At 64.5% G+C, this 26,032-nt stretch carries 30 protein-coding genes; 5 read left to right on the forward strand and 25 right to left on the reverse strand.

Features of this window, described 5'->3' with window-relative positions; genetic code table 11:
- Positions 1-34: 34 nt before the first annotated feature.
- The gene (locus tag NLM33_RS10065; protein WP_254095910.1) at positions 35-1,567 is read right to left on the reverse strand and encodes an acyl-CoA carboxylase subunit beta; all 1,533 of its coding nucleotides are present in this window, start codon (positions 1,565-1,567) and stop codon (positions 35-37) included.
- A gap of 146 nt (positions 1,568-1,713) precedes the next feature.
- Between NLM33_RS10065 and NLM33_RS10070 the strand changes: the two genes are divergently transcribed.
- The 3 genes from NLM33_RS10070 to NLM33_RS10080 all read left to right on the forward strand — a co-directional run bounded on the left by NLM33_RS10070 (position 1,714) and on the right by NLM33_RS10080 (position 4,221).
- Complete coding sequence (locus tag NLM33_RS10070; protein ID WP_254095911.1) at positions 1,714-2,118, forward strand: DUF4260 domain-containing protein; 405 nt, start codon at positions 1,714-1,716, stop codon at positions 2,116-2,118.
- Between the two features lie 196 nt (positions 2,119-2,314).
- Positions 2,315-2,905, forward strand: a complete 591-nt coding sequence (locus tag NLM33_RS10075) for a hypothetical protein (RefSeq protein WP_254095912.1) — start codon at positions 2,315-2,317, stop codon at positions 2,903-2,905.
- Positions 2,906-3,249: 344 nt separating this feature from the next.
- Positions 3,250-4,221, forward strand: a complete 972-nt coding sequence (locus NLM33_RS10080) for an IS110 family transposase (RefSeq protein ID WP_254095913.1) — start codon at positions 3,250-3,252, stop codon at positions 4,219-4,221.
- A gap of 222 nt (positions 4,222-4,443) precedes the next feature.
- On the opposite strand, the gene NLM33_RS10085 is transcribed toward NLM33_RS10080, so the two are convergent.
- From NLM33_RS10085 to NLM33_RS10105, 5 genes are all read right to left on the reverse strand, one after another.
- A complete protein-coding gene (locus NLM33_RS10085) occupies positions 4,444-5,100 on the reverse strand; it encodes a carboxymuconolactone decarboxylase family protein (protein WP_254095914.1) in 657 nt (218 codons plus the stop codon).
- 79 nt (positions 5,101-5,179) lie between these two features.
- Positions 5,180-5,992, reverse strand: a complete 813-nt coding sequence (gene blaOXA, locus NLM33_RS10090; RefSeq protein ID WP_254095915.1) for a class D beta-lactamase — start codon at positions 5,990-5,992, stop codon at positions 5,180-5,182.
- A 77-nt stretch (positions 5,993-6,069) separates the two neighbouring features.
- Complete coding sequence (locus tag NLM33_RS10095; protein WP_254095916.1) at positions 6,070-6,333, reverse strand: EscU/YscU/HrcU family type III secretion system export apparatus switch protein; 264 nt, start codon at positions 6,331-6,333, stop codon at positions 6,070-6,072.
- On the reverse strand, positions 6,330-7,967 hold the full coding sequence (locus tag NLM33_RS10100) for a flagellar hook-length control protein FliK (RefSeq protein WP_254095917.1): 1,638 nt from the start codon (positions 7,965-7,967) through the stop codon (positions 6,330-6,332). Before NLM33_RS10100 ends, NLM33_RS10095 begins: the two co-directional genes overlap by 4 nt.
- Positions 7,968-8,022: 55 nt before the next feature.
- On the reverse strand, positions 8,023-8,817 hold the full coding sequence (locus NLM33_RS10105; protein WP_254095918.1) for an ATP12 family chaperone protein: 795 nt from the start codon (positions 8,815-8,817) through the stop codon (positions 8,023-8,025).
- A 74-nt stretch (positions 8,818-8,891) separates the two neighbouring features.
- On the opposite strand from NLM33_RS10105, the gene NLM33_RS10110 reads away from it, so the two are divergent.
- Positions 8,892-9,338 carry a hypothetical protein gene (locus tag NLM33_RS10110; RefSeq protein WP_254095919.1) on the forward strand — a complete coding sequence of 149 codons (447 nt, stop codon included), beginning with the start codon at positions 8,892-8,894 and terminating at the stop codon, positions 9,336-9,338.
- 172 nt (positions 9,339-9,510) lie between these two features.
- Here NLM33_RS10110 and NLM33_RS10115 read toward each other — a convergent pair whose 3' ends face one another.
- The 6 genes from NLM33_RS10115 to NLM33_RS10140 all read right to left on the reverse strand — a co-directional run bounded on the left by NLM33_RS10115 (position 9,511) and on the right by NLM33_RS10140 (position 14,472).
- Entirely contained in the window at positions 9,511-9,822 is a 312-nt protein-coding gene (locus tag NLM33_RS10115) for a hypothetical protein (RefSeq protein WP_254095920.1), read from the reverse strand.
- A 31-nt stretch (positions 9,823-9,853) separates the two neighbouring features.
- Complete coding sequence (locus NLM33_RS10120; protein ID WP_254095921.1) at positions 9,854-11,053, reverse strand: RluA family pseudouridine synthase; 1,200 nt, start codon at positions 11,051-11,053, stop codon at positions 9,854-9,856.
- Positions 11,050-11,367 carry a HigA family addiction module antitoxin gene (locus tag NLM33_RS10125; RefSeq protein WP_254105720.1) on the reverse strand — a complete coding sequence of 106 codons (318 nt, stop codon included), beginning with the start codon at positions 11,365-11,367 and terminating at the stop codon, positions 11,050-11,052. The genes NLM33_RS10120 and NLM33_RS10125 overlap by 4 nt, the downstream gene beginning before the upstream one ends.
- Positions 11,368-11,378: 11 nt before the next feature.
- Entirely contained in the window at positions 11,379-11,663 is a 285-nt protein-coding gene (locus NLM33_RS10130) for a type II toxin-antitoxin system RelE/ParE family toxin (RefSeq protein ID WP_254095922.1), read from the reverse strand.
- Between the two features lie 71 nt (positions 11,664-11,734).
- Positions 11,735-13,069, reverse strand: a complete 1,335-nt coding sequence (locus tag NLM33_RS10135; RefSeq protein ID WP_254095923.1) for a replication-associated recombination protein A — start codon at positions 13,067-13,069, stop codon at positions 11,735-11,737.
- Positions 13,066-14,472: a DegQ family serine endoprotease gene (locus tag NLM33_RS10140; RefSeq protein WP_254095924.1), complete on the reverse strand. Its 1,407-nt coding sequence runs from the start codon at positions 14,470-14,472 to the stop codon at positions 13,066-13,068. Before NLM33_RS10140 ends, NLM33_RS10135 begins: the two co-directional genes overlap by 4 nt.
- 318 nt (positions 14,473-14,790) lie before the next feature.
- Here NLM33_RS10140 and NLM33_RS10145 point away from each other — a divergent pair, with 318 nt between their 5' ends.
- On the forward strand, positions 14,791-16,404 hold the full coding sequence (locus NLM33_RS10145; protein WP_254095925.1) for an OprO/OprP family phosphate-selective porin: 1,614 nt from the start codon (positions 14,791-14,793) through the stop codon (positions 16,402-16,404).
- Between the two features lie 414 nt (positions 16,405-16,818).
- Here the strand turns inward: NLM33_RS10145 and NLM33_RS10150 are convergent, their stop codons facing one another.
- The 13 genes from NLM33_RS10150 to rplR form a co-directional block, all read right to left on the reverse strand.
- Positions 16,819-17,325, reverse strand: a complete 507-nt coding sequence (locus tag NLM33_RS10150) for a hypothetical protein (protein WP_254095926.1) — start codon at positions 17,323-17,325, stop codon at positions 16,819-16,821.
- Between the two features lie 62 nt (positions 17,326-17,387).
- On the reverse strand, positions 17,388-17,684 hold the full coding sequence (locus tag NLM33_RS10155; protein WP_254095927.1) for a DUF1330 domain-containing protein: 297 nt from the start codon (positions 17,682-17,684) through the stop codon (positions 17,388-17,390).
- 258 nt (positions 17,685-17,942) lie between these two features.
- The gene (rplQ, locus tag NLM33_RS10160) at positions 17,943-18,359 is read right to left on the reverse strand and encodes a 50S ribosomal protein L17 (protein ID WP_254095928.1); all 417 of its coding nucleotides are present in this window, start codon (positions 18,357-18,359) and stop codon (positions 17,943-17,945) included.
- A 162-nt stretch (positions 18,360-18,521) separates the two neighbouring features.
- The gene (locus NLM33_RS10165) at positions 18,522-19,553 is read right to left on the reverse strand and encodes a DNA-directed RNA polymerase subunit alpha (protein WP_254095929.1); all 1,032 of its coding nucleotides are present in this window, start codon (positions 19,551-19,553) and stop codon (positions 18,522-18,524) included.
- Between the two features lie 114 nt (positions 19,554-19,667).
- Complete coding sequence (rpsK, locus tag NLM33_RS10170) at positions 19,668-20,057, reverse strand: 30S ribosomal protein S11 (RefSeq protein WP_007603045.1); 390 nt, start codon at positions 20,055-20,057, stop codon at positions 19,668-19,670.
- A gap of 123 nt (positions 20,058-20,180) precedes the next feature.
- On the reverse strand, positions 20,181-20,549 hold the full coding sequence (rpsM, locus tag NLM33_RS10175; RefSeq protein ID WP_254095930.1) for a 30S ribosomal protein S13: 369 nt from the start codon (positions 20,547-20,549) through the stop codon (positions 20,181-20,183).
- Between the two features lie 187 nt (positions 20,550-20,736).
- Positions 20,737-21,585 (reverse strand): adenylate kinase, encoded by an 849-nt coding sequence (locus NLM33_RS10180; protein WP_254095931.1) that lies wholly within the window; start codon positions 21,583-21,585, stop codon positions 20,737-20,739.
- The gene (locus NLM33_RS10185; RefSeq protein ID WP_256570523.1) at positions 21,582-22,787 is read right to left on the reverse strand and encodes a preprotein translocase subunit SecY; all 1,206 of its coding nucleotides are present in this window, start codon (positions 22,785-22,787) and stop codon (positions 21,582-21,584) included. Before NLM33_RS10185 ends, NLM33_RS10180 begins: the two co-directional genes overlap by 4 nt.
- A complete protein-coding gene (secY, locus tag NLM33_RS10190) occupies positions 22,784-24,115 on the reverse strand; it encodes a preprotein translocase subunit SecY (RefSeq protein ID WP_027520945.1) in 1,332 nt (443 codons plus the stop codon). The genes NLM33_RS10185 and secY overlap by 4 nt, the downstream gene beginning before the upstream one ends.
- 149 nt (positions 24,116-24,264) lie before the next feature.
- Positions 24,265-24,750 carry a 50S ribosomal protein L15 gene (rplO, locus tag NLM33_RS10195; protein ID WP_254095933.1) on the reverse strand — a complete coding sequence of 162 codons (486 nt, stop codon included), beginning with the start codon at positions 24,748-24,750 and terminating at the stop codon, positions 24,265-24,267.
- A gap of 75 nt (positions 24,751-24,825) precedes the next feature.
- A complete protein-coding gene (gene rpmD, locus NLM33_RS10200; protein ID WP_027520947.1) occupies positions 24,826-25,020 on the reverse strand; it encodes a 50S ribosomal protein L30 in 195 nt (64 codons plus the stop codon).
- Between the two features lie 24 nt (positions 25,021-25,044).
- A complete protein-coding gene (gene rpsE, locus NLM33_RS10205) occupies positions 25,045-25,620 on the reverse strand; it encodes a 30S ribosomal protein S5 (RefSeq protein ID WP_027520948.1) in 576 nt (191 codons plus the stop codon).
- 47 nt (positions 25,621-25,667) lie between these two features.
- On the reverse strand, positions 25,668-26,030 hold the full coding sequence (rplR, locus tag NLM33_RS10210; RefSeq protein ID WP_007603036.1) for a 50S ribosomal protein L18: 363 nt from the start codon (positions 26,028-26,030) through the stop codon (positions 25,668-25,670).
- Positions 26,031-26,032: the final 2 nt, after the last annotated feature.

Below are 26,032 nucleotides of genomic sequence, written 5' to 3' on the forward strand. Positions count from 1 at the left end.
TACGGCTTCGCCTAACCCACCCTACGCATTCCGCCTATAACGGCAAATTGTCGTGCTTCTTCGCCGGCATTTCGACCTTCTTGTCCCTGAGCATCGCCAGCGCCCGCGCGATCCGCCGCCGCGTCGAGTGCGGCATGATGACATCGTCGATATAGCCGCGCTCTGCTGCAATGAAGGGCGACAGGAAGCGGTCCTCGTATTCCTTGGTGCGGGCGGCGATCTTGTCGGGGTCGCCGATGTCGCTGCGGAAGATGATCTCGACCGCGCCCTTGGCGCCCATAACGGCGATCTGGGCGGTCGGCCAGGCGTAGTTCATGTCGGCGCCGATCTCCTTGGACGCCATGACGTCGAAGGCGCCGCCATAGGCTTTGCGGGTGATGATGGTCACCAGCGGCACCGTGCACTGCGAGTAGGCGAACAGCAGTTTTGCGCCGTGCTTGATCAGGCCGCCATATTCCTGCGCGGTGCCGGGCAAAAAGCCGGGCACGTCGACGAAGGTGACGATCGGGATGTTGAAGGCGTCGCAGAAGCGGACGAAGCGCGCCGCTTTCCGTGAGGCATCGCTGTCGAGCACACCGGCGAGCACCATCGGCTGGTTGGCGACGAAGCCGACGGTGCGGCCGGCGATGCGGCCGAAGCCGGTGATGATGTTCTTGGCAAAGGCTTCCGAGATCTCGAAGAAGTCGCCCTCGTCCACGACCTTCAGCACCAGCTCCTTCATGTCGTAGGGCTTGTTCGGATTGTCGGGGATCAGCGTGTCGAGCGACATGTCGATGCGCTCGATGGAATCGAAGCTCGGCCATTCCGGCACGCCGTCACTGTTGTTCGACGGCAGGAAGTCGATCAGGCGGCGCATCTGCAAGATCGCCTCGACGTCGTTCTCGAACGCGCCGTCGGAGATCGAGGAGCGCGTGGTGTGCACGGAGGCGCCGCCGAGCTCTTCCGCAGTGACCACCTCGTTGGTCACGGTCTTCACCACGTCTGGCCCGGTGACGAACATGTAGCTGGTGTTCTTCACCATGAAGATGAAGTCGGTCATCGCCGGCGAATAGACGTCGCCGCCGGCGCAGGGGCCCATGATGACGGAGATCTGCGGGATCACGCCGGAGGCGATGACGTTGCGGCGGAAGACGTAGGAATAGCCCGCGAGCGCCGCGACGCCCTCCTGGATGCGCGCCCCGCCGGCGTCATAGAGGCCGATGATGGGCGCCCTCGCCTTCATCGCCATGTCCTGAAGCTTTGTGATCTTCAGCGCATGCGTCTCCGACAGCGAACCGCCGAACACGGTGAAATCCTTGGCGAACACGAAGGTCTTGCGGCCGTTGACGGTGCCCCAACCGGTGACGACGCCATCGCCCGGCACCTTGTTCTTCTCCATGCCGAACTCGATGGAGCGGTGCTCGACGAACATGTCGAATTCCTCGAACGATCCCTTGTCGAGCAACAGCTCGATGCGCTCGCGCGCCGTCAGCTTGCCGCGGGCATGCTGCGCCTCGATGCGCTTCTCCCCGCCGCCGAGCTTGGCGCCGGCGCGACGTTCTTCAAGGGCGTCCAGGATATGTTTCATTTGCTCCCGCCAGTTCTTAAGATGCGATTGGCTGCGGGTTCTAACACGGCATTTTGCGGGCCGGAAAGCCGCTTTGCGCATGCCCGCCGCGCCCGGACGGGCTAAAAAGCCCAAGGAATTACAGGGGCCTGCCCCAGGAGACAGAGATGGACGATGCAGTCACAGCAACCGGCGAGGTGACCGGAGGCATCAAGGTTCTGCTCCGGCTGGAGGGGCTAACGCTGTTTGCCGGCATGGTGCTGCTCTATGCGGTCTGGGGCGGGTCGTGGCTGGTCTTCGCCCTGCTCTTCCTCGCGCCCGACCTGAGCTTCCTGGCATACCTTGCCGACAGCCGGTTTGGCGCGATCGTCTACAATGCCGCGCACAGCTACATGGTCCCGGTGGCGCTGCTCACAGCGGGTTTTGCACTGGAATGGCCGCTGCTGCTCTCCATCGCCATGATCTGGCTCGCCCATATCGGCATCGACCGGGCGCTGGGTTATGGGCTGAAATATCAGGCAGGCTTCGGCTTCACCCATCTGGGGCGGATCGGACGCATGGGGAAAGCGTGAATGGCTGGCCCGGGCCGCGCGTTTCCGCGCGATTTGGACCTCCGGGCGGATTGACCGATTCAGCCGATTCAGGCTTGTTTCTATTCTACGATCAGCGCCGATGGGTTCGCGTGAGCTTTCAGTCGGTACGGCGGCGGTCAATTGCGCTCTGCTGTTTTCTTCGGCTGTTCTTGGCCCCCGCTCCCAGGCATCACCGATGTCCGCCACGGTCGTATCCCTGCCGCCCCAAACCGGTGACGAAACGGTCGATTTCCTGCGGCGGATGGCCAGCATGGTCTCGGGCCGCAACGGCGAGATGCTGATGCGCGCCGCCGCCACGATCGAAGCGCTGTCACAGCGGGCAATGTCGGCCGAGCAGCTCTATCGCCGCCAGCTTGAAGCGAGCACGCGCAATGCCGAGCTGCGCGAGGTCGCCGAGGTCACCTCCGACGGCCTGTTGCGGGAGGTCGAGGCGCTGCGCGCGCAGCTTGCGGAGATCACCACGACCAATGCGAGTGAGCGTGCGCAATTCGAGGCGGAGCGCGCGCGGATGATAAAGCTGATGCAGAACGCCGAAGCCCATGTCGCAGATGTAACCGCCGAGCTCGACGCGCTCCGCAAGTCCGTCGATACCTTCAACGAGACCGCGGTCGCCGTGCCGATCGTGATGCTCCGCCTTGCCCGCTCTCAGTTCGACATCCTGTCGGACGGCTTTGCCAAGAACGGCGACGTGATCTCACGCGCCATCAGCGAGATCGGCGGCTGCGCGATCGACCAGGCGCTGGCGGCGAAGAAGACGGCTGAGTAGCGGCCTCTTCGCCTCTCCCCGCCTGCGGCTGCGAGGAGGCTCCTGTAGGCTGGGCAAAGCGAAGCGTGCCCACCATTCACGCCGCGATGACCGGATAGATGGTGGGCACGGCGCAAGAGCGCCTTTGCCCACCCTTGTATTAGCGCGCCGGATTACAATGGCCTGGTTCCGTGAGGAATGGCCCAGCCCGGGCGGCCACCCGAGCTGGGCCGCCGATCGATCGGATCGATGCCCACCGAAGCCTTGAGGGCTGCGTTTCGTAGCAAGATCGCGATCGGCACTTCATCGGGACCCGCATGGTTGAACGAACTTCAGGTTCGCATCACAAGGGAGGGTCGAGGAAGATGGCCAAGCGTATCACGATCTGTGCCGGGATCGATACCGGCAAGCGCAAACTTGACGTGGCAGTCGATGGCTGTTCGGAGCCGTTGCAGGTCGAGAACACACCGGAAGGCTACAAGGTGCTGGTGGAATGGTTGCAGCGCCGGAAGGTCAAACGGGTCGGGATCGAGGCGAGCGGGGGCTATGAGCGGGCGGTCGTCGCCGAGCTGCGACGCAAACGTTTTGTCGTCGTGGTCTTTCAGCCGGTCCAGGTGCGCGCCTTTGCCATGTTCCACCTGCAGCGGGCCAAGAATGACAAGATCGATGCAGCGCTGATTGCAGCCTGCACCGCCGCGGCCAAGAAGATCCACCCCGCTCCGGATCCTCGGCTGGGGCCCTTTGCCGAGCATCTGACAATGATCGAGCAGATCGGAGAGGATATTGCAAAGCTCAAAAACCGGTTGGAGAGCTGCCGCAACGCGCGTATCCAGAAGCTCTGGAAGGAGCAGATTGCTCTCTTGGCCAGGCACAAACGAGCCGAGTTCAAGGCTCTGGTGGCAGCGATCCGCAAGCATCGCGATCTCGCCGAACGGCTCGATCTGATCTACGGCGTCGCCGGCAGCGGCCTTCCGACTGCGGTTTCCATCCTGATCAGGATGCCCGAGATTGGCCAGGTCACGCGCGAGCAAGCCGCAGCCCTCGTCGGGCTTGCGCCTTACGACAACGACAGCGGCGATCACGTTGGCGTCCGTCACATCGAAGGCGGGCGCGAACGCTTGCGCCGGGCGCTCTACACCGCGGCTCTACCGGCATCATTCCGCTGGAATCCGCAGCTCATGGCCCTGTACAACCGGCTGATCGCCGCCGGCAAGGGCCACAAGCGCGCGCTCATCGCCTGTGCCAGGAAGCTGCTCGTCGTCATCAACGCCGTCGTCGCACGCGGAACGCCGTGGCTCGCCGAACCGCCCAAAATCGCGAGCGTGCCCGCCACCTGATCGCGTTTCTTTGTTCGGCCGAAGCACCGTTTCTTCGTCCCGACCTGCCCTCGCAAATGACGCCGCGCACAGCGGCCGTCAAGGCTGGCCGTCGTGCCGGCCTCGCCTCACATCCGCCGCTGCCAGGCCACGCCTTGACGGCCACGAGCACGGCGTCATCCTCCCGGCAATCGGACGTCGTCTTAATGGTTGCTACGGCACTACCCAACCCAGGCGCCGACGTTACGGCTCACCAACCTTGAACGGCTCTTCCTTGCCGGGCGGCACCGTCTCCTCCGCCATGGCAAGCAGCATCGCGACCATCACGTAGTTGCCGGCGACCGCGGTGAGATCGACGATCTGCTGATCGTTGAAGGCCTTCTTGGCCCGCGCATAGGTCTCGTCCGAGACCTTCTTCGTCGTGGTGAGCTCGGTGACGAAGTCGTAGACCACCGCCTCCTCCTCGCTCATCGTCACCGGCCGCTTGTTGGTCTTGAGCTCGGCGATGAGCGCGGGCGAAAGCCCCGCCTTGGCCGCGATCGGCGCGTGCGCGAACCATTCCACCTGCGAACGCCACTGCCGCGCGATGACGAGGATGGCGAACTCGTTCAGCCTGGCCGGGACCGAGGTCTCCCAGCGCAAATAGTAGAACAGGTCGAACAGGCGCTGGCCAAGCACGGGACTGCGGATTATCGGGTTGTAGGGACCGCCGATGCCCACGCTCGACACCTTCATGATCTGCTCGCCGAGCGGCCGCTGCTTCTCGTCGAGCTGATCCATGGTGAGCTGCGGGAAGCGCGGCTCCCTGCTGGTGGCGGGGGTTGCGAACATCGTAGCGGCGAACCAGCCGCCGGCTGCTGCGAGCGTCAGCGACGACAACCAGAGCGGCGTCGAATTCATGCAGTCCTCCCGGCCGGTTTTTGTTATGTGGCCGAAAGGATGCTAGTTGAGTGACGCGACAGACACCAGAGTTGCTACGTCAAATTGCGCCGATATCGGCAAGGCAGGCTTGCGTCAGCGTCATGCGGTCGGCGATGTGGCGGGGCTCGCGACAATCCATGTTGAGCGCGAACACGGTGCGCGCATCGTCCTTCTCGGCCCAGCCGACCATCCAGCCGAGCGAGCCCTGCTCCTTGCCCGTGAGGCCGGACTTGGCACGGATGATGGAGGAGCCGACTTTCGTCACCGGCAGGATATCGCAGACGAGGTCCTGGCTGCGTTTCGAGATCGGCAGCGCGCGGCGCCGCAGCCGGTCGACGAAGTCGATCTGGTCCATGGGATCGATGCGCAAATTGCCGGTCAGCCAGAACTGGTCGATGCCGCCACCGATGTCGCGATTGCCGTATTCGAAGAGGTCGACATAATTCTGCATCCGCTCCTGCCCGATGCGACGCGCGATCTCCTGATAGACCGGCACCGCGCTGACCGCGACGGCGCTGCGCAGCGTGTGATCCCTGTTCCAGGCCTCGATGTCGCGCTTCACGCCGTCCCAGGCGAAGACATCCTTGTCGGGGTCCTGCACCACGCCGGTTTCGAGTGCGATCAGCGAGTTCGGGATCTTGAAGGTCGAGGCCGGCAGCCGCGGCTCGGCAGAGCGTTCCTTGTCGCTCAGGATGATCATGTAGTCGTCGACCTTGTAGCCGACGAAGGTGCCGGCCGTGCCCGCATCCGCAAAGCGCCTGGCGAGGCTGTCGCGGACTTCGCTGAGCGGCGGCGCGACATTGGCGAGCGCGCGCGATGGCAGGATGGCGCTAGCTGCGAGAAGGCCGAGGGTGGAGCGACGGTTCAGCAAAGGCGATATCCGGTCAATGATCTCAGCGACAGTGCAGCCGATTTCGTGGTGAAACGATGACAGCGTTTTGGCGCGGTCTAACGCACCCGGCCTGACAGCCGCAGCACGAACACGAGCACCTCGGCGACGGCCTTGTAGAGGTCCGGCGGTATCTCGTCGCCGAGCTCGACCTTGGACAACGCACCGGCCAGCACCTCGTTCTCCTCGATCGGGATGTCGTGGGACTTTGCCAGTTCCACGATCTTAGCGCCGATCGTGCCCTTGCCCTTGGCGACGACCCGCGGCGCACCGCTGCCCTTCTCGTAGTGCAGGGCAATGGCGAGCTTGCTCTCCTCGCTCATGTCGCGCGATCCAGAAAATGCCCGGCGCGGGCCGGTTGCGGCTGCGGCGGCGTGCCGTCGCGGATCACGATATCACCGGGCTTGAGATCGGCTTTGGCCAGCGCCTGGCTGAGCTCGCCGGCGCCGTCGCGCAATTGCTGCGCGGTGGCAGGGCGTTCCGCCCACATCCGCACAAAGGTCTTGTCGCCATTGAGCGTGATCAGCGCATGCACGGGACCGGCCGGCTCGACGTTGAGCGAGAAGCGCGCACGCCAGGCTTTTTTTGCTGGATCGTTCTCGCTGCCGCCACCGTCACGCGAGATCTCGAACTGCGCCATCGCGGTGCCTTGCGGCGTCGCGAAGGGAATTTCGAACGCCCATTGCGGCACGGACGGATCGACGCGATGGCCGCTGGCATCGACGCGGTCCGGGAGCGAAGCGACCTGCAACAGCGTCTGCCGCGCGATCGCGGCTTCGGTGTCGTCGAGCAGCCGGTGCACAGTCTGGCTCAGCGGTGCATCCGATGCGAGCGAGGCCGTTGCGATCGTCTGCGGCGACGGCAGCGCACCGCGGAATGGCGGCGGCGCGGTGGCGGCGCGCAGCGTGACGTCGAAGCTGTGCGCGTCCTGCGCCGCCGCTTTGGGCACGGCGAAAGCGGCGCCCATCGCGTGCGGCAAGTCCTGCACGGCTTCCTGAAGCAGGCTCAGCGCGACGCCGGCGGACACGGCGCGCGGCAGCGCGCCTTCGGTCACCGCCTCGGCGAGCGCGGCGGCTGCGATGTTGGCGCCGCGCGGCGCTTGCAGCGTCTGGCCCGGGCTGGCTTCAGGTGATAGCGGCAGCGCCTGGAGCGCTTCGCCTGCGATGTGCTCGAACGATGTCACGGCCTGCGCGACGGCTGCGGATGCGGCACGAAACGCGGTTGCCGGTGCCGCCACTTGCGGCACGGAGGTTTCAAGCGCGCCCGATGTTGCCGCCAACGTCTGGCGCAACACCAGCAGCGCCGCCTTCAGATCAGGAACGCTGCCGCTTGTAGGCATTGTGCCCGACGCCAGCGAGGCCTCGAGGAACAGCCCGGATTTCTGGAACGCGGACTCGATGTCTCCACCGTCGAGCTGCGGACTGAGCGGTGTCTGCTGCGCCAGCACGTCCAGCACGGCCTGCTTCAGCCCGGCCGGCAGATCGCTGCCGGTGACGACCGAGGCGAGATTGGCAAACAGCGGCGCCTGGCTGCCCTGCCTGGTCACGGCCTCAGTGGAGGCCACGGAGACGGCGATCTGCTCGAGCGGCGTCAGGAGATTACGCCCAGCGGTCGCGGCCGGCACAAGCGTGGGAGCGTCGGTGAGCGCGACCGCACCTGGCGTCAGCGTGACCTGATCGGTCGCCGCCCCGCCTGCCCCGTTGACGATCGCGAGCCGCACGGTGCCATCGTTCTGCGACACCGCAAGCTGGAGGTTCTGGCCCGGCGACAGCGCCACCTCCGACATCACGTCGATCGAGAGGTTGGCGATCGCGATGCGCACGAGATTGTCGGCCGTCACGCTGACGACCTTGGCGTCGACGACGGAGCCCGCCTGGAGCACGAGCTCGGGCGTCGCCGCATCGGCCACGGAGGTGGCGGCGCTGACGGGAACGATCGAGCTTATCGGCGTCGGCATGTTTTCAGGGCCCGCGGAACGCGATCGACCCTAGCCGTCCGTCGTAAACCTCTCGTTAAGAACCTTGGGTCGGAAGCCCGTTCACGGCCTCGAGGACGGTCACCGCTGCGGCAAAATCCTTCAGCCGGGCGGCGCGGCGGCCGGCCGCCTCCTCATCCACGCCCCACTGATCGGCGTTCCAGTCCTCGTCGACATGGGCGGCGGCCCAGACCTGGTCGGCGTCGCGCGCCCGATGGGCCAGTGCGAGGGCCAGCAGCGCCGAGCCCGTCAGCGTCGTGATCACGTGCAGTGCCGCCACCGCCCAGGGATCGCTCGGCAGCGCCGCCCGCGCGACCGCGATCGCCTGCTCCGGCTGGGTGACATGCATGATGCCCTCGGACAGGATGAAATGCGCGCCAAGCGTCTCGGCCGCCCAGAACAGCACGGGGTCCCAATGCGCGGCCTCGCGCGCCACCAGGCCCTCGGGATGGCCGGCGCGGTAGAACAACAGGTCGGACTGGAAGTATTTTGCGAGGTTGTCGCGCACGAGATCGACGCGGTCGACCACGCCCTCGACGACGCTGTTGGCGAGCCGGGTCAGCGGCATGGTCATGGGATCGATCGTCTCCGCCTGGCCGGCCCATTCCGCGGCGACCGCGTCGGCAAGCAGCTTTGCTGGGATGACGACCTGGCGGCCGGAGGGCGTCTTAATCGGCTTGCCGTCGAGCGTGATGGCAAAGCCGCCCTCGGCCTCCGCAGCGCCCGCCACCGCATAGAAGCGCTTGCGCAGGGGCGCACGGGAGGCAGCCCGCGCCGCCTCCTGTGGATCGAGCCGGGACTGGCCCGCAACCTCGTCAAACAATTCGCGCATTCGGTTTTCGACCCTGATCCCTGGATGCTAGGCTTCTAAAGTAAGTCCGGCGGCCGATAAAGCGAGCGGCAGGCATGAGGGAAATCGCGGGCATTTTGACCCTGTTCGCCGGGTTCTGGCCGGCCATCGCCGAGGCTGGTTTCCGCTCGCCGGAATCGCTGGTGCGCAACGTCTATGGCTATTACGGGCGGGGTGCGCCGGAGCTCTCGAAAGGCCTGCCGCGGGATGCCGCGACCGCACGCCAGTTCTTCGATCCCAGCCTGCGCAAGGCCTGGAGCAGCCCGCGCAGCGAGCCCTACGATTTCCTGGTGCAGAGCCCGCGCTGGACGCTCGGCCCGGTGGCGATCTCGGTGCTTCGCAAGCAATATGACAAGACCTACGTCGCGGCGCTGTTCGACAATAACGGCCGCCGGGTGACGCTGAACTTCATCCTGGTCAACGGACCGGAAGGCTGGCTGATCACCGACGTCGAGAGCCCGCATGACAGTCTGCGGATGTTTCTGGAGCAGTTTCGGAACTGATAGCATCGCGAGTGACGCGGTCTACCTCGTAGTCGGTGTCGTCCTGGCGAAAGCCAGGACCCATACCGCGTGATCCATCGAAAGGACATCGCGGCCAGTACCGACCACCTCATTAGATCCTGGGGCAATGGGTCCTGGCTTTCGCCAGGACGACATTGAGGAAGCAACCAGGCTACCGGTTCGCGCACATGGCCGAATAGGTGCCGCGATCGGCGGGGCTCAGGCCTGCCCCGGCAGCGTCATCGAGGCATTTGCTGATGCGGTCGCTGAATGAGGGCCGTGGCGGCTGCCTGTAATCGTAGCTCGGCTTCGCATTGATCTGCGGGACTTTCGGTATCTCGATCTTCGGCGGCGGCGGCGGCGGGGGCGGCGGCGGCAACAGCGGCGAGGTGCCCGGCACCAGCGTCTGCGCGAAGCTGCCCTGCCCCGCCGCGAGCGCGGCCAGAACCACCAGGATGGATAGCGTGGCCTTCATGGAGGACATGTCGTGCGCCTCCGACAGTCTCACAACCCGATTACTCTTCCGGCGCGTTCTCGATCGGATCAAATCTTGTTGCGTCGAGGCCAAGCAGGTTCCAGGACTGCTGCATGTGCTGCGGCAGTGGGGCGCTGGCGTCGATCACCCCGCCGCGCGGGTGCGGGATCACGATGCGGCGCGCGAGCAGATGCAGCCGGTTTTGCAGGCCACCCGGCAATTCCCAGTTCTCGATGTTGAAATATTTGGGATCGCCGATGATGGGATGGCCGATATGGGCCATGTGGGCGCGGAGCTGGTGCGTACGCCCGGTCACCGGCTTCAGCGACACCCAGGTCAGCTTGTTGCCGGCGGTCTCGACCACCGCGTAGTAGGTCACCGCGTGGCTCGCGCCCTCATCGCCATGTTGGGCGATGCGCATGATGGTGTCGTCCTCGCTCTCCTCCTTGGCGAGGAAGGTCGAGATGCGGCCCTGCTTCGGCTTTGGCAGCCCCGGCACCAGCGCCCAATAGATCTTGCGCGCCGAGCGCGAGCGGAAGGCGCCGGTGAGATGGGTCGCGGCAAAGCGCGTCTTCGCGACCAACAGGCACCCCGACGTGTCCTTGTCGATGCGATGCACCAGGCGGGGCTTCTGCCCCTTGGCGTCGCGCATCACCTCCAGCATCTGGTCGATGTGCCGCGTGGTGCCGGAGCCGCCTTGAACGGCAAGCCCCGCCGGCTTGTTCAGCACGAGGACGTCGTCGTCCTCGTAGAGCGTCATCTCCTTGAGCGCCTGAAGCGTCTTTTGGGCGGCTTCGGAGAGCGCTCCGGGCAGTTTGGGCGCATCAAGCTTCAACGGCGGAATTCGGACGCTCTGCCCCTCCTCCAACCGGTCCTTGCTGTCGACGCGCTTGCCGTCGACGCGCAGCTCGCCTTTGCGCACGACGCGCTGAATGTGGGAGAACGACAGCCCCGGGAAACGCGCTTCCAGAAAGCGGTCGACGCGCATGTTGTTCTCGTCGGCCGTCACGGTGACCGTCTGCACCTTGGTCGGCAGCAGCGCCTCGACGGGCTTTGCGGTCGTCGGCTCAGGCACACGCCGCTCGGCGCGCTCGCTAGCGAAACGCGGCGGCTTCGAACCCGGCTTGCCGCCCGGCCTCGGCCCTGCCTTCTGCGCGCTACGCGCCTTGAACGGACGCGCCTCCTTGCGCTCGTCGCGCGAGCGGGGCTTCGGATTGGTTCTCTTGATGCGGCGGCTCATGCGGTCTTTCCAAGCTTTCGTACCGACTGCGCTCTGGCATGACGCGGCAATGAAGCAACCTGCGCCCCTACCTCTTTTTCCGCCAGCCGTAGCTCATATTGCTGCTGCAGGTTCATCCAGAATTGCGGGCTGGTGCCGAACCAGTGGCCCAACCGCAGCGCGGTATCGGCGGTGATGCCGCGCTGACCATTGATGATGCTCGTCACACGGTTCACCGGCACATCGATCTGGCGCGACAGCTCCGCAGCGGTGACGCCGATCTCCCGCAATTCTTCGGCGAGATGTTCGCCGGGATGAATGGGAGTACGGGGCATAAGGCCCTCCTTCAATGATAGTCCACGATCTCCACATCGACCGGACCCGGCGATCCCTCCGGCCAACTGAAGCAAATCCGCCATTGATCGTTGATCCGGATCGAAAACTGTCCGGCGCGATCGCCTTTCAGGGCTTCGAGCCGGTTGCCCGGCAATGCCGCCAAATCCGCCACGCTTGTTGCTGCGTCAAGGCGATCGAGACGTGTTTCGGCCTGCCGGGCAAATCCGGAAAATTCCCTGACGTGCTGGCCGGCGGCAAATCGCTCCGTGCGCTTGTCGCGGTAGCCGACGATCATGCATGAGGCGTAGCATGATTTACGAGTTACGTAAACAGTAAATATGGATACCGACGCAAGTTTTGAGAAGTCTATTTCCCGCCCCGCTCCTTCCGCAGCTTCGCCCAATAGTCCAGCCGCTTCCTGATCTCCCGCTCAAAGCCGCGCTCGGGCGGGTCGTAGAAGGTCTGGCGTCCCATGGCTTCCGGAAAGTAGTCCTGGCCGGAGAAGGCGTCGGGCGCGTCGTGGTCGTATTCGTAAGCTGCGCCATAGCCTTCCGACTTCATCAAACCGGTCGGGGCGTTGAGGATGTGCTTCGGCGGCAGCAGCGAGCCGGCCTGTTTTGCGGCCTGCATCGCCGCACCGAAGGCGGTGTAGACCGCGTTCGATTTCGGCGCGGTGGCGAGATAGACGACGGCCTGGGCGATCGCGAGCTCGCCCTCGGGATGGCCGAGAAAATCGAAGGCGTCCTTCGCTGCATTCGCAATGACGAGCGCCTGCGGATCGGCAAGGCCGATGTCCTCGACCGCCATCCGCACCACACGCCGCGCCAGGAACAGCGGGTCCTCGCCGGCGTCCAGCATGCGCGCCAGATAATAGAGCGCGGCATCGGGATCTGAGCCGCGCACGGATTTATGCAAGGCCGAGATCAAATTGTAGTGGCCGTCGGCGGACTTGTCGTAGATCGGCGCACGGCGCTGCAAAATGTCCTGCAATTGCGCGGCGGTGAAGATCTCGCCGGCCCGCGCCGAGCGCCAGACTTCCTCGACCAGCGTCAATGCGGCGCGACCATCGCCATCTGCCATGCGTGCGAGCGCAGAACGCGCCTCCGCATCCAGCGGCAGCTTCTTGCCCTCGACCGCCTCGGCATGCGCGAACAGTTTTTCAATCGCGGCGGCGTCGAGCGAATGGAACACCAGCACGCGTGCGCGCGAGAGCAACGCCGCGTTGAGCTCGAAGGACGGATTTTCGGTGGTGGCGCCGACCATCACCACCGTGCCGTCTTCCATCACCGGCAGGAAGGAATCCTGCTGCGCGCGGTTGAAGCGGTGCACCTCGTCGACGAACAGCAGCGTACCCTTGCCCATCTCGCGGCGGGCGCGCGCGGCATCGAAAGCCTTTTTCAGGTCGGCGACGCCGGAGAACACCGCGGAAATCTGCTCGAAATGCAGGTCGGTCGCATCCGCGAGCAGCCGCGCCACGGTGGTCTTGCCGGTGCCGGGCGGTCCCCAGAACACCAGCGAGCCGAGCGTGCGCGTCTCCAGCATACGCGTCAGCGCGCCGTCGGGGCCGAGAATGTGGTCCTGGCCGACAACCTCCGACAGCGCGCGCGGGCGCAGGCGGTCCGGCAGCGGATGCGGGGCATCGTGATCGAGCCCCGCCGCGGCAAAGAGCGTTGGCGTCTCCTGTGGTCGCTTCGCGCTCATCCGCCGAGTGTGACGTTGATCTGCTGGCCGCCGCGCACCAGCGTGATGCGCCAGAGCCGCGCGGAGGCGCCCGCCAGCTTCTCCAGATCGCTGGTCTGGCCGATCTTCTGGTTGTTGACCGAGAGGATGATGTCGCCCTTCTGGAAGCCGACGCCGGCGGCCGTGGTGCCGTCGCCGATGTCGGTGATCACGACGCCTTCGGTGTCGGCATCGAGATGCAATTCGTCGGCAACCGCCGGCGTGATGATCGAGACTTTAGCGCCCTGGAACGGCGAGCGCGCGGTGATCACGATCTCATTGCGGCCGGTGTCAGGAGCAGTCTCGAGCTGCACCGTGAGCTTGACCGGCTTGCCGGCGCGCTGCACGTCGAGCTGCGCGGTACCGCCGAGCGGACGGGTGGCGAGACGGTAGTCGAACGCATTGAGATCGTCGATCGCCTGCCCGTCGATCGCGACGATCAGATCGGAGGATTTCAGGCCGGCTTTCGCCGCAGGCCCGTTCGGCACGACGCTTGCGACCAGCGCGCCGGTCGGCGCGCGCAGGCCGAGACTCTCCGCGATGTCGGGCGTCACCGTCTGGAGCCGCGCACCGAGCCACGGCCGCTTCACCGCCTTGCCGCCGCTCTTGGCCGAGGCAACGACGACGCGCACCATGTTGGCAGGGATCGCAAAGCCGATGCCCTGCGAGCCGCCGGAGCGCGAATAAATCGCCGTGTTGATACCGGCGAGCTTGCCGTTCATGTCGACCAGCGCACCGCCGGAATTGCCGGGATTGATCGCCGCATCGGTCTGGATGAAGAACTGGTAGTCGGTGATGCCGACCTGCGTGCGCGCGAGTGCCGAGATGATGCCGTGGGTCACGGTCTGGCCGACGCCGAAGGGGTTGCCGATCGCCAGCACGACGTCGCCGACCATCAATTCATCCGAGTTGGTGAAGTCGAGGGTCGGGAATTTCTCCTTGGCGTCCTTCAGGCGCAGCACCGCCAGATCAGTGCGGGAATCCTTCAGCAGAATCTCGGCCTCGAACTCCCGCTTGTCCGAGAGCGACACCTTCACCTGGTCGGCGCCCTCGATGACGTGGACGTTGGTGACGACGAGGCCCGAGGGATCGACGATGACGCCGGAGCCGAGCGAGCGCTGCATCTGCTCGGGCTGCTGGCCCGGCACGCCGAAGAAGCGGCGGAAGATCGGGTCATCAAGCAGCGGATTGCGGTTCTGTACCACCTTGGCGGCATAGACGTTGACCACGGCCGGCTGCACCCGCTGCACGATCGGCGCATAGGACAGCTTGAGCTCCGCCGGAGACGACGGGACGCGACGGTCCTGCGCGACGGCGGGATCGAGACTACCCAGAAGGGTCACGCAGCTTGCGGCAATAACAGTGGCACGGATCAATCGAAACATTCCTACCTCTCGGAAAAGACGCCGGAATATAGGCATGTTCGATCGCCAATAGAAGGGCGGCAGCCGCCAATATTCGCCCTCTTTTCTCCCCGCCCCGGCGTGCAAGTTCTGCGCGAGGAACAGCCATTTTGCGGCTCGCGCGGGATTGGCATGACACCCATCATCCTCCAGAGTGGACGCAGGCACGATTCGGTTGCGGCGAATTTACATCAGTGGGAACCGGCAACCGTAACGCGTTTCGTCGCGGGGCAGCCATCATGCGCTCTTACGACTCTCCGTGGTGAAGTGGGGACGTTGATCAGCAAGGGAGTGGATGACGTGAGCAGGACAAGATTCACAAGCGTCGCGCTCGGCCTCGCCGGTGCGCTCGTGGCCTCGCAAGGCCATGCCCAATCGGCAAACAGCAGCGAACAGGAGATTGCGCTTCTGAAGCAGCAATTGAAGCTGCTCGAGCAGAAGCTCGACAAGCTGCAAAGTCAGACCGCCGCGAACACGGCGGCCACGGCGAAGGCCAAGGCCGAAGCGAAGGCCGAGGCCAAGGCAGAAGCGAGGTCGGAGGCGAAGGCCGCGGTCGCCAGCGCCAACGCCGCCATTCCGGTCAAGGGTCCGGTGGCCCCGTCCGGTGTCGTCGTGACCATGCCGAACAACCGGCCGACGATTTGCACCGCGGACGAACAGAACTGCGTCGCGATCACGAGCCGGGTGCACTGGGACGTCGGCGGGTACGACTACCGTCCCAACACCGCAGCGACGGTGCCGCAGAAGCTCGACAGCGGAGAAAATCTCCGACGCGCGCGCATCGGCGTCGTTGGCAAATTCTTCGGTGACTGGAATTATGCGCTCATCTACGACTTCGGCGGCACCTCCGACGGCTTCGGCGGCGCGGCGGCTGGATCACTTCCGGGGGGCGCCCTCTCCGGCGTCGAGAACGCCTATCTGAGCTACACGGGATTGAAGCCGTTCGGCGGCAAGATGGCGATCGAGGCCGGCATCATGGACCTGCCCTACACGCTCGATGAGGCCACCAGTTCCAATGACATCTTGTTCATGGAGCGCGCCTCGTCCGGCGTCATCGCAACCAACATCGCCGCCGGCGACTTCCGCTCCGCCGTCGGCGCGCGTTGGTGGAACGACGTGCTCTGGGCGGGAGCTTACGTCACCGGTCCGGCAACGGGCGCCATCCATTCGGCGTCCAGCGTCTCGCCGAACGGCACGACCGAACAATATGGCGCGGTCGCGCGTGTCGCTGGTCAGGTCGTCAGCGGAAGGGATTACTCGCTGCATCTCGGTGCCGACGCCGAATGGCTGATCCAGCCGTCGCGCAATCTGGTGACGAGCGCGCAGACGCTCACGCTCAGCGATCGTCCGGAGCTGCGCATCGATCCGACGGTGCTGGCGACGACCGGCGCGATCGCCAACGCTTCCGGCGCACAGGTCTACAGCGTCGAAGCGGCGGCGACCTATGGACCACTGATCCTCCAGGGCGAGTACTTCTGGTTCAATGTCGATCGCAGCGCGAATACCGGCTTGCCGCCCTTCGGTGCGCCGAGCCTGAGATTCCAGGGCGGCTATGCCCAGGCCGGCTACGTGCTGACCGGCGAAACCCATCCCTACAATCCGGCGAGCGCCTCATACGGCGGCATCAAGCCGGCGCATCCGTTCTCGCTCGACGGCGGCGGCTGGGGTGCGTGGGAGATCGCCGGCCGTTACTCGACGATCGACCTCAACAACCAGTTGGGCACGACGACCGGCATCGCCGGCGGACGGCAGAACGTCTATACGCTCGCGCTCAACTGGTACGTCAATGGCAACGTCCGCTTCATGCTCGACTACCTGCATGGCACCGTGTCCAGGCAGGCCTCGCCTGTGTCCACGGCGGATGTCGGCTCGAAGTTCGACGCGATCGCCATGCGCACGCAGGTCGCGTTCTGATTCTCGCTCGTCGTCCCGGGGCGCGCGCAAGCGCGAGCCCGGGACCCATAGCCACAGGATTGAGTTAGGCAAAGACTCGCTAACTCAGATCTCGCGCCTCAACTTCTCCCTGTGGTTATGGGTCCCCGCCTGCGCGGGGACGACACCGAGTTTGCGAAGCCAGCTCGCGCCCCCTCACGCCGCGCGCTTCGGCTTCCTCACCACCGCCGGCGGCGGCGCGCAGGACAACGGCTCCTAGTGGCTCTCGCCCCAGGCTTTCAGGATATCGATCACCGGCCGCAGGCTCTCTTGGTAGTCACGGACTTTGCGGCTTTGTCGGGTGGGTTAGCGCAGCGTAACCCACCAACTACTCTCAACGTTGACGGAAAAGAGGTGGGTTACGCTGCGCTCACCCACCCTGCGATCTCTACGCCTCTACTTCGCCTGGGCGGCCGTCTGGAGCGCCTTCCAGTCGAATTTCTCGGCAAGCGCCAGCCCTTCCTCCTCGGTGAGGCCGTCATAGGAAAGGTTGAACAGCGCGTCCTTGCCCAGCGCCACGATGAGCGTGCCTGATTTCTGCGGGTTGTTGTAGTTCTTGAGCACCTGCATGCCATGCATGGTCGCAGACATGACGTGGCCGTCCGGAGTTTGAATGTTCATTCCGCTCTGGATCGGCGCCAAGGCTCCAGTGGCGGTCTGCCCGACCATGACCGCGGCTTGCAGACGCGCCGAGCCGCGCGTGTATTCGCGCGTCGCCGTGGTCATGCTCGTATCGGACATCTGCATCGACATGCCGCCCGGCTTCTTGCCTTCCCATCCGGCAAGATCAACCAGGAGTGGCAGCAGCCGCTGAAATGGCTGGTCGGCGTGTGACGGCGAAAGCGGCCATAAGATCGCCAGTGCAACGAAGAAACAAAAAACCTTGAATCGCGACTGAAGCATTCTCTTCTCCCGGTTGGGCTAACCGGACGAGCATAGCAACCCTTCGTTGCGCCAGAAAGACCTCACACAGGCAGCACGCCCTCGACAAACATCAGCCGCCGCTCCAGTGCGATCCTCCGCAGCTTCAGCGCCTCGGCATATTCGGCCGAGGCGTACCATTCGCGCAGGCGCGCCATCGAGGGAAACTCGACGATGATGATCGTCTTCGGCGGAGGTCCGCCCTCCACGACCTCGGCGGCGGCGCCCCGCGCGAGGTAGCGGCCGCCATATTGCGCGATCGTCTTCGCGGCAAGCGTGCGATAGGCCTCCATGGCCGCCGCATCGCGGACCTCGACCTCGGAGATGACATAGGCCGGCATGCGCGCACCCTCATGCGATGACGTTGACGATGGAGATATCGGCTGCGATCGATGGCACCGCAATTGGCGCTCACTCACGCGTGAGGGAGACATGCCCCACGTAGCTTCGTAGGGTGGGCAAAGGCGCTCTTGCGCCGTGCCCACCACTTCTCGTGCGGCGAGTAAAGTGGTGGGCACGCTTCGCTTTGCCCACCCTACGATTCAAAACAAAAACGGCGCCCGAAGGCGCCGCTTTCTCAAATCTCAATGCCAGCCGGCTTACGCCGCTTCGGCTTCCTTCGCCTGGGACGGACCGGAGTCCTGGCCCTTGGCGTCGACGTCGCGATCGACGAACTCGATCACGGCCATCGCGGCGTTGTCGCCGTAGCGGAAGCCGGCCTTGATGATGCGGGTGTAGCCGCCCTGGCGGTCCTTGTAGCGGGTCGCCAACACGTCGAACAGCTTCTTGACCTGGTCCTTGTCGCGCATCTCGGAGATCGCCTGGCGGCGCATGGCCAGCCCGCCCTTCTTGCCGAGGGTGACGAGCTTCTCGACGATCGGGCGCAATTCCTTCGCCTTCGGCAGCGTGGTGACGATCTGCTCGTGCTTGATCAGCGCCGCACACATGTTGGCGAACATCGCGCGGCGATGCTCCGCAGTGCGGTTGAGCTTCCGATGAACCTTGCCGTGACGCATGTAATTATTCCTTAGTTTGAAACTGCCGCGACGGTTCGTCGGACATGTTGCTCAGGTGGGCTGCCTGCGTTCGCCCGATCGTCATTCCGGACGTCGCGAAGCGGCGATCCGGAATCTCGAGATTCCGGGTTCGGTCCTGCGGACCGCCCCGGAATGACGAAATTAGTAGTGATCCTCGAAGCGCTTGGCGAGCTCGTCGATGTTCTCCGGCGGCCAGCCCGGCACTTCCATGCCGAGGTGCAGACCCATCTGGGCCAGCACTTCCTTGATCTCGTTCAGCGACTTGCGGCCGAAGTTCGGGGTGCGAAGCATTTCCGCTTCGCTCTTCTGCACGAGGTCGCCGATGTAGACGATGTTGTCGTTCTTCAGGCAGTTGGCCGAACGCACCGACAGCTCGAGCTCGTCCACCTTCTTGAGGAAGGCCGGGTTGAAGGCGAGGTCCGGGATGATCTCCTGGGCAACTTCCTTGCGCGGCTCTTCGAAGTTGACGAACACGTTGAGCTGATCCTGGAGGATACGCGCAGCATAGGCCACGGAGTCATCCGGCGTGATCGCGCCATTGGTCTCGATCGTCATGGTCAGCTTGTCGTAGTCGAGGATCTGGCCCTCGCGGGTGTTCTCGACCTTGTAGGAGACCTTGCGGACCGGCGAGTAGAGGCTGTCGACCGGGATCAGGCCGATCGGCGCGTCCTCGGGGCGGTTGCGCTCGGCGGGCACGTAACCCTTGCCGGTTGCGACCGTGAACTCCATGCGGATCTCGGCACCCTCGTCGAGCGTGCAGATCTGCAGGTCCGGATTGAGCACGACGACGTCGCCGACGGTCTGGATGTCGCCGGCGGTGACGACACCAGGGCCCTGCTTCTTCACGACCATGCGCTTGGGGCCTTCGCCCTGCATCTTGATCGAGATGTCCTTGATGTTCAGCACGATGTCGGTGACGTCCTCACGGACGCCCGCGATCGAGGAGAACTCGTGCAGCACGCCGTCGATGTGCACCGACTGCACGGCCGCGCCCTGGAGCGAGGACAGCAGGATGCGGCGCAGGGCGTTGCCGAGCGTCTGGCCGAAACCGCGCTCGAGCGGTTCGGCAACGATGGTCGCAAAACGGGCCGGGTCGCTGCCGGGGGACACCTGGAGCTTGTTCGGCCGAATCAGTTCTTGCCAATTTTTCTGGATCGTCACTGTTTCACCCATACAGGCCAGTCAGTCTGCCATTGCGGACACTGGCGTTGGAGAAAGGCCGCAAGTCGCGCTTGCGGCTTCGCAAAGCAAAGTCATCGCGGACGATGATGGCGTCCGCGACTCGTATCAAACGCGCCGACGCTTGCGCGGGCGGCAACCATTGTGCGGGATCGTGGTCACGTCGCGGATCGAGGTGACGGTGAAGCCCGCAGCCTGCAACGCGCGGAGCGCCGACTCGCGGCCCGAACCGGGACCGGCGACCTCGACTTCCAGCGTGCGCATGCCGTGCTCCTGCGCCTTCTTGGAAACGTCCTCCGCAGCGACCTGCGCTGCATACGGGGTCGACTTGCGCGATCCCTTGAAACCCATGGTGCCCGCCGACGACCAGGCGATCGTGTTGCCCTGCGCATCGGTGATGGTGATCGTCGTGTTGTTGAACGACGAGTTCACGTGCGCAACGCCGGAGGCGATGTTCTTGCGCTCACGACGGCGAACGCGGGTGGCTTCCTTGCCCATAGAGTACCTTTCCTGAAGATCTCAAACGCCGCCGTAATGCCAGCGGCTACACCTGTGGAACGAAAAGCGTGTGGCGAGCGGGTTATCCCCTCTTCGCCACACGCCGCGATTGAATTCGAAAGCTTACTTCTTCTTGCCGGCGATCGCCTTGGCCGGCCCCTTACGCGTGCGCGCATTGGTGTGGGTGCGCTGACCGCGCACCGGCAGACCGCGACGATGACGCAGGCCGCGATAGCAGCCGAGGTCCATCAGACGCTTGATGTTGATGCCGACCTCGCGACGCAGATCGCCCTCGACGAGATAGTCGCGGTCGATCACTTCGCGGATCTGGAGCACTTCCTGGTCGCTCAGCTGATTGACGCGACGATCCTCGGGGATCTTCACCTTCTCCATGATCTCACCGGCGACCTTCGCGCCGATGCCATGGATGTACTGCAGCGCGATCAGCACGCGCTTGTTGGTGGGAATGTTTACGCCGGCAATACGGGCCACGGCCTTCTCTCCTGTTGCCGATCCCTCGTCAGGAATCGGGCTTTAAGTGCTTGCTTTCTCGGGCAGGTGTTCACAAACGCGAACACGACGCCCACCCCCGGTCTTCCTGGGGCCCGGCATCGTCTGAAACTATCCGACTTGGATGCGGGGCTTATTAAGGGATTCCAGGGGGTTTCGTCAACCGCTGCTAGCGCTTAGCTCGCTTTTTCGTGACCTTTTTTGAGGCCTTCTTCGGACCCTTTTTGGCGGTCTTTTTGGCCGCTTTCTTGGCAGCTTTCTTGGTAGCTTTCTTAGTAGCCTTCTTGGCTACCTTCTTTGGTGCTTTGGCGGCCTTCTTGACCGCTTTGGCGGCCTTTTTCGCGGGCTTTTTGGCCGATTTGGCCTTGTTGGCACCCGTCTTGGCGGGAGCCGGGTTGGCTGCCGTCCTGGCGTGGGTTTTGGGCTCGACCGCCCCCAGCGCCAAGAGAAGGCGGTGGATGGCGCGGGTGACCTCCTCGATGGTCATCATGCCATCGATGGTCGAGAGCTTGCGCCGCTCGGAGTAATAGTGAATCAGCGGTTCCGTCTGGCTGCGGTAGCTGGCGAGCCGCTTGGACAGGACCTCCGGAGTGTCGTCGACCCGGACCTCCTCGCCGCGTTCCCGCATCTGGGCGACGCGGGTCTCGACGCGATCGAGCAGCGCGCTCTCGTTGACCCTGAGCTCGATCACCCCATCGAGCTTGAGGTGCCTTTGCTTCAGCAGCTCGTCCAGCGCCTCGGCCTGCGGCACGGTGCGCGGGAAGCCATCGAGGATGAAACCCTTCTTGGCATCGGGCAGCTCGATCCGGTCGGCGATGATTCCGACCACGACATCGTCGGGCACGAGGCCGCCGCTCGCCATGATCTCCTTCGCCTTCAGCCCGACCGGCGTTCCCGCCGCAACCGCAGCGCGAAGCATCTCACCGGTGGAAAGCTGCACGATGCCATAGCGCTCGACCAGCCGTAGCGCCTGGGTCCCCTTGCCCGACCCCGGCGGTCCCAGAAGGATAATTCTCATTGGCGTTCGCCCCCCGGATCGGTGAGCGATAGGTCGCGCACCTGTGATTGAAGATCGAGAATAGTGCAAACCACAACCAGCGCCGCACCACCACCCATATTATACGGCAGCGCATGGCCAGAGGCCACGAAGGCCTCCGGAATCAGCTGCAGCACAGTCAGGTAGACGGCTCCGACCACCGTCGTCAACGACACCACGCGATCGAGGTAATCCGCTGTGGGCTCGCCCGGCGCAACGCCGGGAATGACGCCGCCATGCTTGGCCAACGAATCGGCGGCGTGCTCGGGATCGACGACGTAGGCTGTGTAGAAGAGCGCGAGCACGAATACGGCGATCGAGATCAGGATCATGTGGGCGGGCCGGCCCAGCTGAAGATGTACATAGGCGGCCGCGACCCAGGGCGTACTGGCGCCGAAGACGAAACTCGCAAATGCCAGCGGCAGATAGAAGATCCAGGGCGCTACAGTGACGGGTATCAGGTAGCCGGCGTTGTTGATCTTGATCGGCAGGACCGCCGCGCGCGGGGACAGCACACGCTTCCCTACGCGGCGTTCGGAAAATTCGACTCGGACATTTCGCCGCGCGCCTTCGACAAAGACAATCAAGACAACCACCACGACCCAGAAGATCATGTGAGCCAGGACGAGATTGCCGGAGACCGCGCCACGCTGCACCAAGTCTACGATGCCGGCGACGTCGTTCGGGAGATCGACGAGAATGCCGACGCTCAGAATCAGCGCGAGACCGTTACCGACTCCATGGCTCGTGATCTGCTCGCTGAGCCAAATCAGCAGGACCACACCACCGACCATCGAGGCGGTAGCCGAAACCGCGAACCAGCCGTCGGCGCCGGCGGCGATTTCCGGAATCCTCTGAATCGCGGAGGCGATGCCGTAGGCCTGGAACGTGGCGAATGCCAAGGTGAGAATCAGCGTGTGGCGGGCGATTCTACGCCGGCCGTGCTCGCCCGACCGTTCGAGCGAGCTGAGACCTCGCCACACCACCGACAACAATCGAATGACGATCGCCGCGCTCAGATAGGGAATGAGACCGAGAGCGAAGATCGACAGACGGGCCACTGCGCCCGGTGGCAGCGAACCGCTCGACGTCCACATGCCCGTGACAGGCACGCGGGTACCGAGAAGGAAAAGGAGCAGCGCGCCAATCGTGAGTGCGATCCGGCGCGCAAGCTCCTGTGTCATCTACGGCGGCCCCTCAGCTTCGACTTCCTGATCAGCCCTTCATACTGGTGGGCGAGCAGATAACCCTGAACCTGCGCCACCGTGTCCATGGTGACACTGACCACGATCAACAGCGACGTGCCACCAAAGTAGAAGGGCACCGAGGCGTAGGAAATCAGGATTTCCGGGATCAAGCAGACAATCGCGAGGTAAATCGCGCCGATCACGGTGATGCGCGACAGCACATAGTCGATGTATTCGGCGGTGCGCTCGCCGGGACGGATGCCCGGGATGAAGCCGCCGTGCTTCTTCAAATTGTCCGCGGTCTCGGTCGGGTTGAACACGATCGCGGTATAGAAGAACGCGAAGAACACGATCAGTGCCAGATACATGATCAGGAACAGCGGCCGGCCGTGGCCGAGCTGCGTCGTGAGCCACTGGAACCATTCCGGCCCCTTGCCCGCGTTGAAGTTCGCGACCGTCGTCGGCAACAGGAGCAGCGAAGATGCGAAGATCGGCGGGATGACGCCCGAGGTGTTGAGCTTGAGCGGCAGATGCGAGGACTGTCCCTCGAACATCTTGTTGCCAACCTGGCGCTTCGGATACTGGATCAGGAGGCGGCGTTGCGCGCGCTCCATGAACACGATGAAGGCGATCACCGCGACCGCCATGATGATGACGATCAGGATCAGGCCGGTCGACATCGCGCCCTGACGGCCAAGCTCGAGCATGTTGGCGAGCGCCGAGGGCAGCTCGGCGACGATGCCGGAGAGAATGATCAGCGAGATACCGTTGCCGATGCCGCGCGAGGTCACCTGCTCGCCCAGCCACATCAGGAACATGGTGCCGCCGGTGAGCGTGATGGCGGTCGAGAGACGGAAGAACAGGCCCGGATCGCTGACGACGTTGCCGGCGCCTTCGAGGCCGACCGCAATGCCGTAGGACTGGAAGGCGGCCAGGATGACCGTGAGGTAGCGGGTGTACTGGTTCAGCGTCTTGCGGCCCGCCTCGCCTTCCTTCTTCAGCGCCTCGAGCTGCGGCGAGACGGTGGTGAGGAGCTGGATGATGATCGAGGCCGAGATATACGGCATGATGTTCAACGCGAAGATCGCCATGCGGTGGATGCCGCCGCCGGCGAACATGTTGAACATGCCGAGGATGCCGCCCGCCTGCGAACGGAACACCTGCTCCCAGATGTTGGGATCGATGCCGGGCAGCGGAATGTAGGTGCCGAGCCGATAAACGAGCAGCGCACCCAGGGTGAACCAGATGCGCTTCTTCAGTTCGTCGGCCTTGGCAAGCGCGCCGAAATTGAGATTGGCTGCCAGTTGTTCCGCTGCTGAGACCATGTTGGGCTTTCTCCCGCCGCCTACTGCGCCGTCATGCCCGCGGCCGGGCTACTTGGGCGGACGCCGGACATTATCTGGTGCACGGCTTCGATAAGTCCATCGTCCCGCATGCGTAAAGGCCCGCGTGCCGCGGGCCAATGACGCAGATGTTACGCCGCCTCGCCTTCTTCGGTGGCGGGCGCGAGGATCTTCACCGAGCCGCCGGCCTTCTCGACGGCCGCGATTGCGGACTTCGTAGCGCCGTGCACTTCGATGTTGAGCTTGGCCTTGAGCTCGCCGCGGCCGAGCAGCCGGACGCCGGCCTTGGCGCGGCGCAGCACGCCGGCCTTCACGAGCGCTTCGGCGTTCACGACGCTGCCGGTATCGAGCTTCTTGGCATCGACGGCGTCCTGGAGCCGGTCGAGATTGATCTCGGCGAACTCGACGCGGAAGATGTTGTTGAAGCCGCGCTTGGGCAGACGGCGATGCATCGGCATCTGGCCGCCTTCAAAACCCTTGATGCGCACGCCCGAACGCGCGGTCTGGCCCTTGCCGCCGCGGCCGGACTGCTTGCCCTTGCCCGAACCGATGCCGCGGCCGACGCGCATGCGCTTCTTGCGCGAGCCGGGGTTGTCGGCGATATCGCTGAGCTTCATCGCCCTTCTCCTTGTTTCTTGCGCATGATCTTGCCCGAAGACCGGTACCGGCTTTTCGGGATCATGCGCCCTTGCTTACTTCCCGTCGACGATGCGGACGAGATGGTGAACCTTCTCGATCATGCCGCGAACCGCCGGGGTGTCCGGCAGTTCGGCGACGCGGCCGATCTTGTTGAGCTTGAGCCCGATCAGCGTCGAGCGCTGCGAGTGATGGCGGCGGATCGCGCTGCCGATCTGCTCGATCTTGATCGTCTTGGCGGCCTTGGCCATTTTTTGAACTCCGAAAAGCTTCCGTTAGTCGGCAGCCGCCTCGGCATCGCCGCCGATGCGGCGGGACTGCAGGGTGGACACCTTGATGTTGCGGCGGGCTGCGACCGAACGCGGCGAATCCTGGTGCTTAAGCGCATCGAAGGTCGCGCGCACCATGTTGTAGGGGTTCGACGAGCCGATCGACTTCGCCACCACGTCCTGGACGCCGAGCGTCTCGAACACGGCGCGCATCGGACCGCCGGCGATGATGCCGGTACCAGCCGGAGCGGCACGCAGATAGACACGGCCCGCGCCGTGACGGCCGGCGATGTCGTGGTGAAGCGTGCGGCCCTCGCGCAATGACACGCGGGTCAGGTTGCGCTTGGCGGATTCGGTTGCCTTGCGGATCGCCTCAGGCACTTCGCGCGCCTTGCCGTGGCCGAAACCGGCGCGGCCCTTCTGGTCGCCGATCACGACCAGCGCTGCGAAACCGAAGCGCTTGCCGCCCTTGACGACCTTGGCGACGCGGTTGATGTGGACGAGCTTGTCGACGAACTCGCTGTCGCGCTCCTCGCGCTCCTTGCGTTCACGTCCGCCGCGGTGTTCGCGTTCACCTGCCATGGTTTTTCCAATCCTTCAGAGGCTTACGCCTCAATCCTCAAATTCCGTTAGAAGCTCAGCCCGCTCTCACGCGCCGCGTCGGCAAGAGCCTTGACGCGCCCGTGATAGAGGTAGCTGCCGCGATCGAACACGACTTCCTTGACGCCCTTCTCCGCCGCGCGCTCGGCGAGCAACTTGCCGACCGCCTTCGCAGCATCGATGTCGGCGCCGGTCTTGCCGCCGTCGCGCATCGACTTCTCGAGCGAGGAGGCAGAGGCCAGCGTCTCGCCCTTCAGGTCGTCGATGACCTGGGCGTAGATGTGCTTGGACGAGCGGAACACCGACAGGCGCGGACGGCCGCCACCCGAGCGGCGCAGCTTCAGCCGCACACTCCGCTTGCGCCGGGCATTCGTAACCTTGGCTTTCGACATGA

The organism is Bradyrhizobium sp. CCGUVB1N3, from assembly GCF_024199925.1.
In the GTDB taxonomy this organism is placed as follows: domain Bacteria; phylum Pseudomonadota; class Alphaproteobacteria; order Rhizobiales; family Xanthobacteraceae; genus Bradyrhizobium.

What these genes read in the sequence shown, in the direction of transcription:
- secY (WP_027520945.1), bottom strand. Translation starts at nt 24,115, where the DNA reads ATGGTCTCAGCAGCGGAACAACTGGCAGCCAATCTCAATTTCGGCGCG.
- NLM33_RS10115 (WP_254095920.1), bottom strand. Translation starts at nt 9,822, where the DNA reads ATGTCCTCCATGAAGGCCACGCTATCCATCCTGGTGGTTCTGGCCGCG.
- NLM33_RS10135 (WP_254095923.1), bottom strand. Translation starts at nt 13,069, where the DNA reads ATGAGCGCGAAGCGACCACAGGAGACGCCAACGCTCTTTGCCGCGGCG.
- NLM33_RS10185 (WP_256570523.1), bottom strand. Translation starts at nt 22,787, where the DNA reads ATGACACAGGAGCTTGCGCGCCGGATCGCACTCACGATTGGCGCGCTG.
- rplQ (WP_254095928.1), bottom strand. Translation starts at nt 18,359, where the DNA reads ATGCGTCACGGCAAGGTTCATCGGAAGCTCAACCGCACTGCGGAGCAT.
- NLM33_RS10120 (WP_254095921.1), bottom strand. Translation starts at nt 11,053, where the DNA reads ATGAGCCGCCGCATCAAGAGAACCAATCCGAAGCCCCGCTCGCGCGAC.
- NLM33_RS10180 (WP_254095931.1), bottom strand. Translation starts at nt 21,585, where the DNA reads ATGAGAATTATCCTTCTGGGACCGCCGGGGTCGGGCAAGGGGACCCAG.
- NLM33_RS10065 (WP_254095910.1), bottom strand. Translation starts at nt 1,567, where the DNA reads ATGAAACATATCCTGGACGCCCTTGAAGAACGTCGCGCCGGCGCCAAG.
- rpmD (WP_027520947.1), bottom strand. Translation starts at nt 25,020, where the DNA reads ATGGCCAAGGCCGCCAAGACGATCAAGATCGAGCAGATCGGCAGCGCG.
- NLM33_RS10095 (WP_254095916.1), bottom strand. Translation starts at nt 6,333, where the DNA reads ATGAGCGAGGAGAGCAAGCTCGCCATTGCCCTGCACTACGAGAAGGGC.
- NLM33_RS10075 (WP_254095912.1), top strand. Translation starts at nt 2,315, where the DNA reads ATGTCCGCCACGGTCGTATCCCTGCCGCCCCAAACCGGTGACGAAACG.
- rplR (WP_007603036.1), bottom strand. Translation starts at nt 26,030, where the DNA reads ATGTCGAAAGCCAAGGTTACGAATGCCCGGCGCAAGCGGAGTGTGCGG.
- NLM33_RS10110 (WP_254095919.1), top strand. Translation starts at nt 8,892, where the DNA reads ATGAGGGAAATCGCGGGCATTTTGACCCTGTTCGCCGGGTTCTGGCCG.
- NLM33_RS10105 (WP_254095918.1), bottom strand. Translation starts at nt 8,817, where the DNA reads ATGCGCGAATTGTTTGACGAGGTTGCGGGCCAGTCCCGGCTCGATCCA.
- NLM33_RS10080 (WP_254095913.1), top strand. Translation starts at nt 3,250, where the DNA reads ATGGCCAAGCGTATCACGATCTGTGCCGGGATCGATACCGGCAAGCGC.
- NLM33_RS10125 (WP_254105720.1), bottom strand. Translation starts at nt 11,367, where the DNA reads ATGCCCCGTACTCCCATTCATCCCGGCGAACATCTCGCCGAAGAATTG.
- rpsE (WP_027520948.1), bottom strand. Translation starts at nt 25,620, where the DNA reads ATGGCAGGTGAACGCGAACACCGCGGCGGACGTGAACGCAAGGAGCGC.
- NLM33_RS10155 (WP_254095927.1), bottom strand. Translation starts at nt 17,684, where the DNA reads ATGCCGGCCTATGTCATCTCCGAGGTCGAGGTCCGCGATGCGGCGGCC.
- NLM33_RS10140 (WP_254095924.1), bottom strand. Translation starts at nt 14,472, where the DNA reads ATGTTTCGATTGATCCGTGCCACTGTTATTGCCGCAAGCTGCGTGACC.
- NLM33_RS10130 (WP_254095922.1), bottom strand. Translation starts at nt 11,663, where the DNA reads ATGATCGTCGGCTACCGCGACAAGCGCACGGAGCGATTTGCCGCCGGC.
- NLM33_RS10150 (WP_254095926.1), bottom strand. Translation starts at nt 17,325, where the DNA reads ATGCTTCAGTCGCGATTCAAGGTTTTTTGTTTCTTCGTTGCACTGGCG.
- rpsK (WP_007603045.1), bottom strand. Translation starts at nt 20,057, where the DNA reads ATGGGCAAGGAAGCCACCCGCGTTCGCCGTCGTGAGCGCAAGAACATC.
- rplO (WP_254095933.1), bottom strand. Translation starts at nt 24,750, where the DNA reads ATGAAGCTCAGCGATATCGCCGACAACCCCGGCTCGCGCAAGAAGCGC.
- NLM33_RS10100 (WP_254095917.1), bottom strand. Translation starts at nt 7,967, where the DNA reads ATGCCGACGCCGATAAGCTCGATCGTTCCCGTCAGCGCCGCCACCTCC.
- NLM33_RS10165 (WP_254095929.1), bottom strand. Translation starts at nt 19,553, where the DNA reads ATGGGTGAAACAGTGACGATCCAGAAAAATTGGCAAGAACTGATTCGG.
- NLM33_RS10085 (WP_254095914.1), bottom strand. Translation starts at nt 5,100, where the DNA reads ATGAATTCGACGCCGCTCTGGTTGTCGTCGCTGACGCTCGCAGCAGCC.
- NLM33_RS10070 (WP_254095911.1), top strand. Translation starts at nt 1,714, where the DNA reads ATGGACGATGCAGTCACAGCAACCGGCGAGGTGACCGGAGGCATCAAG.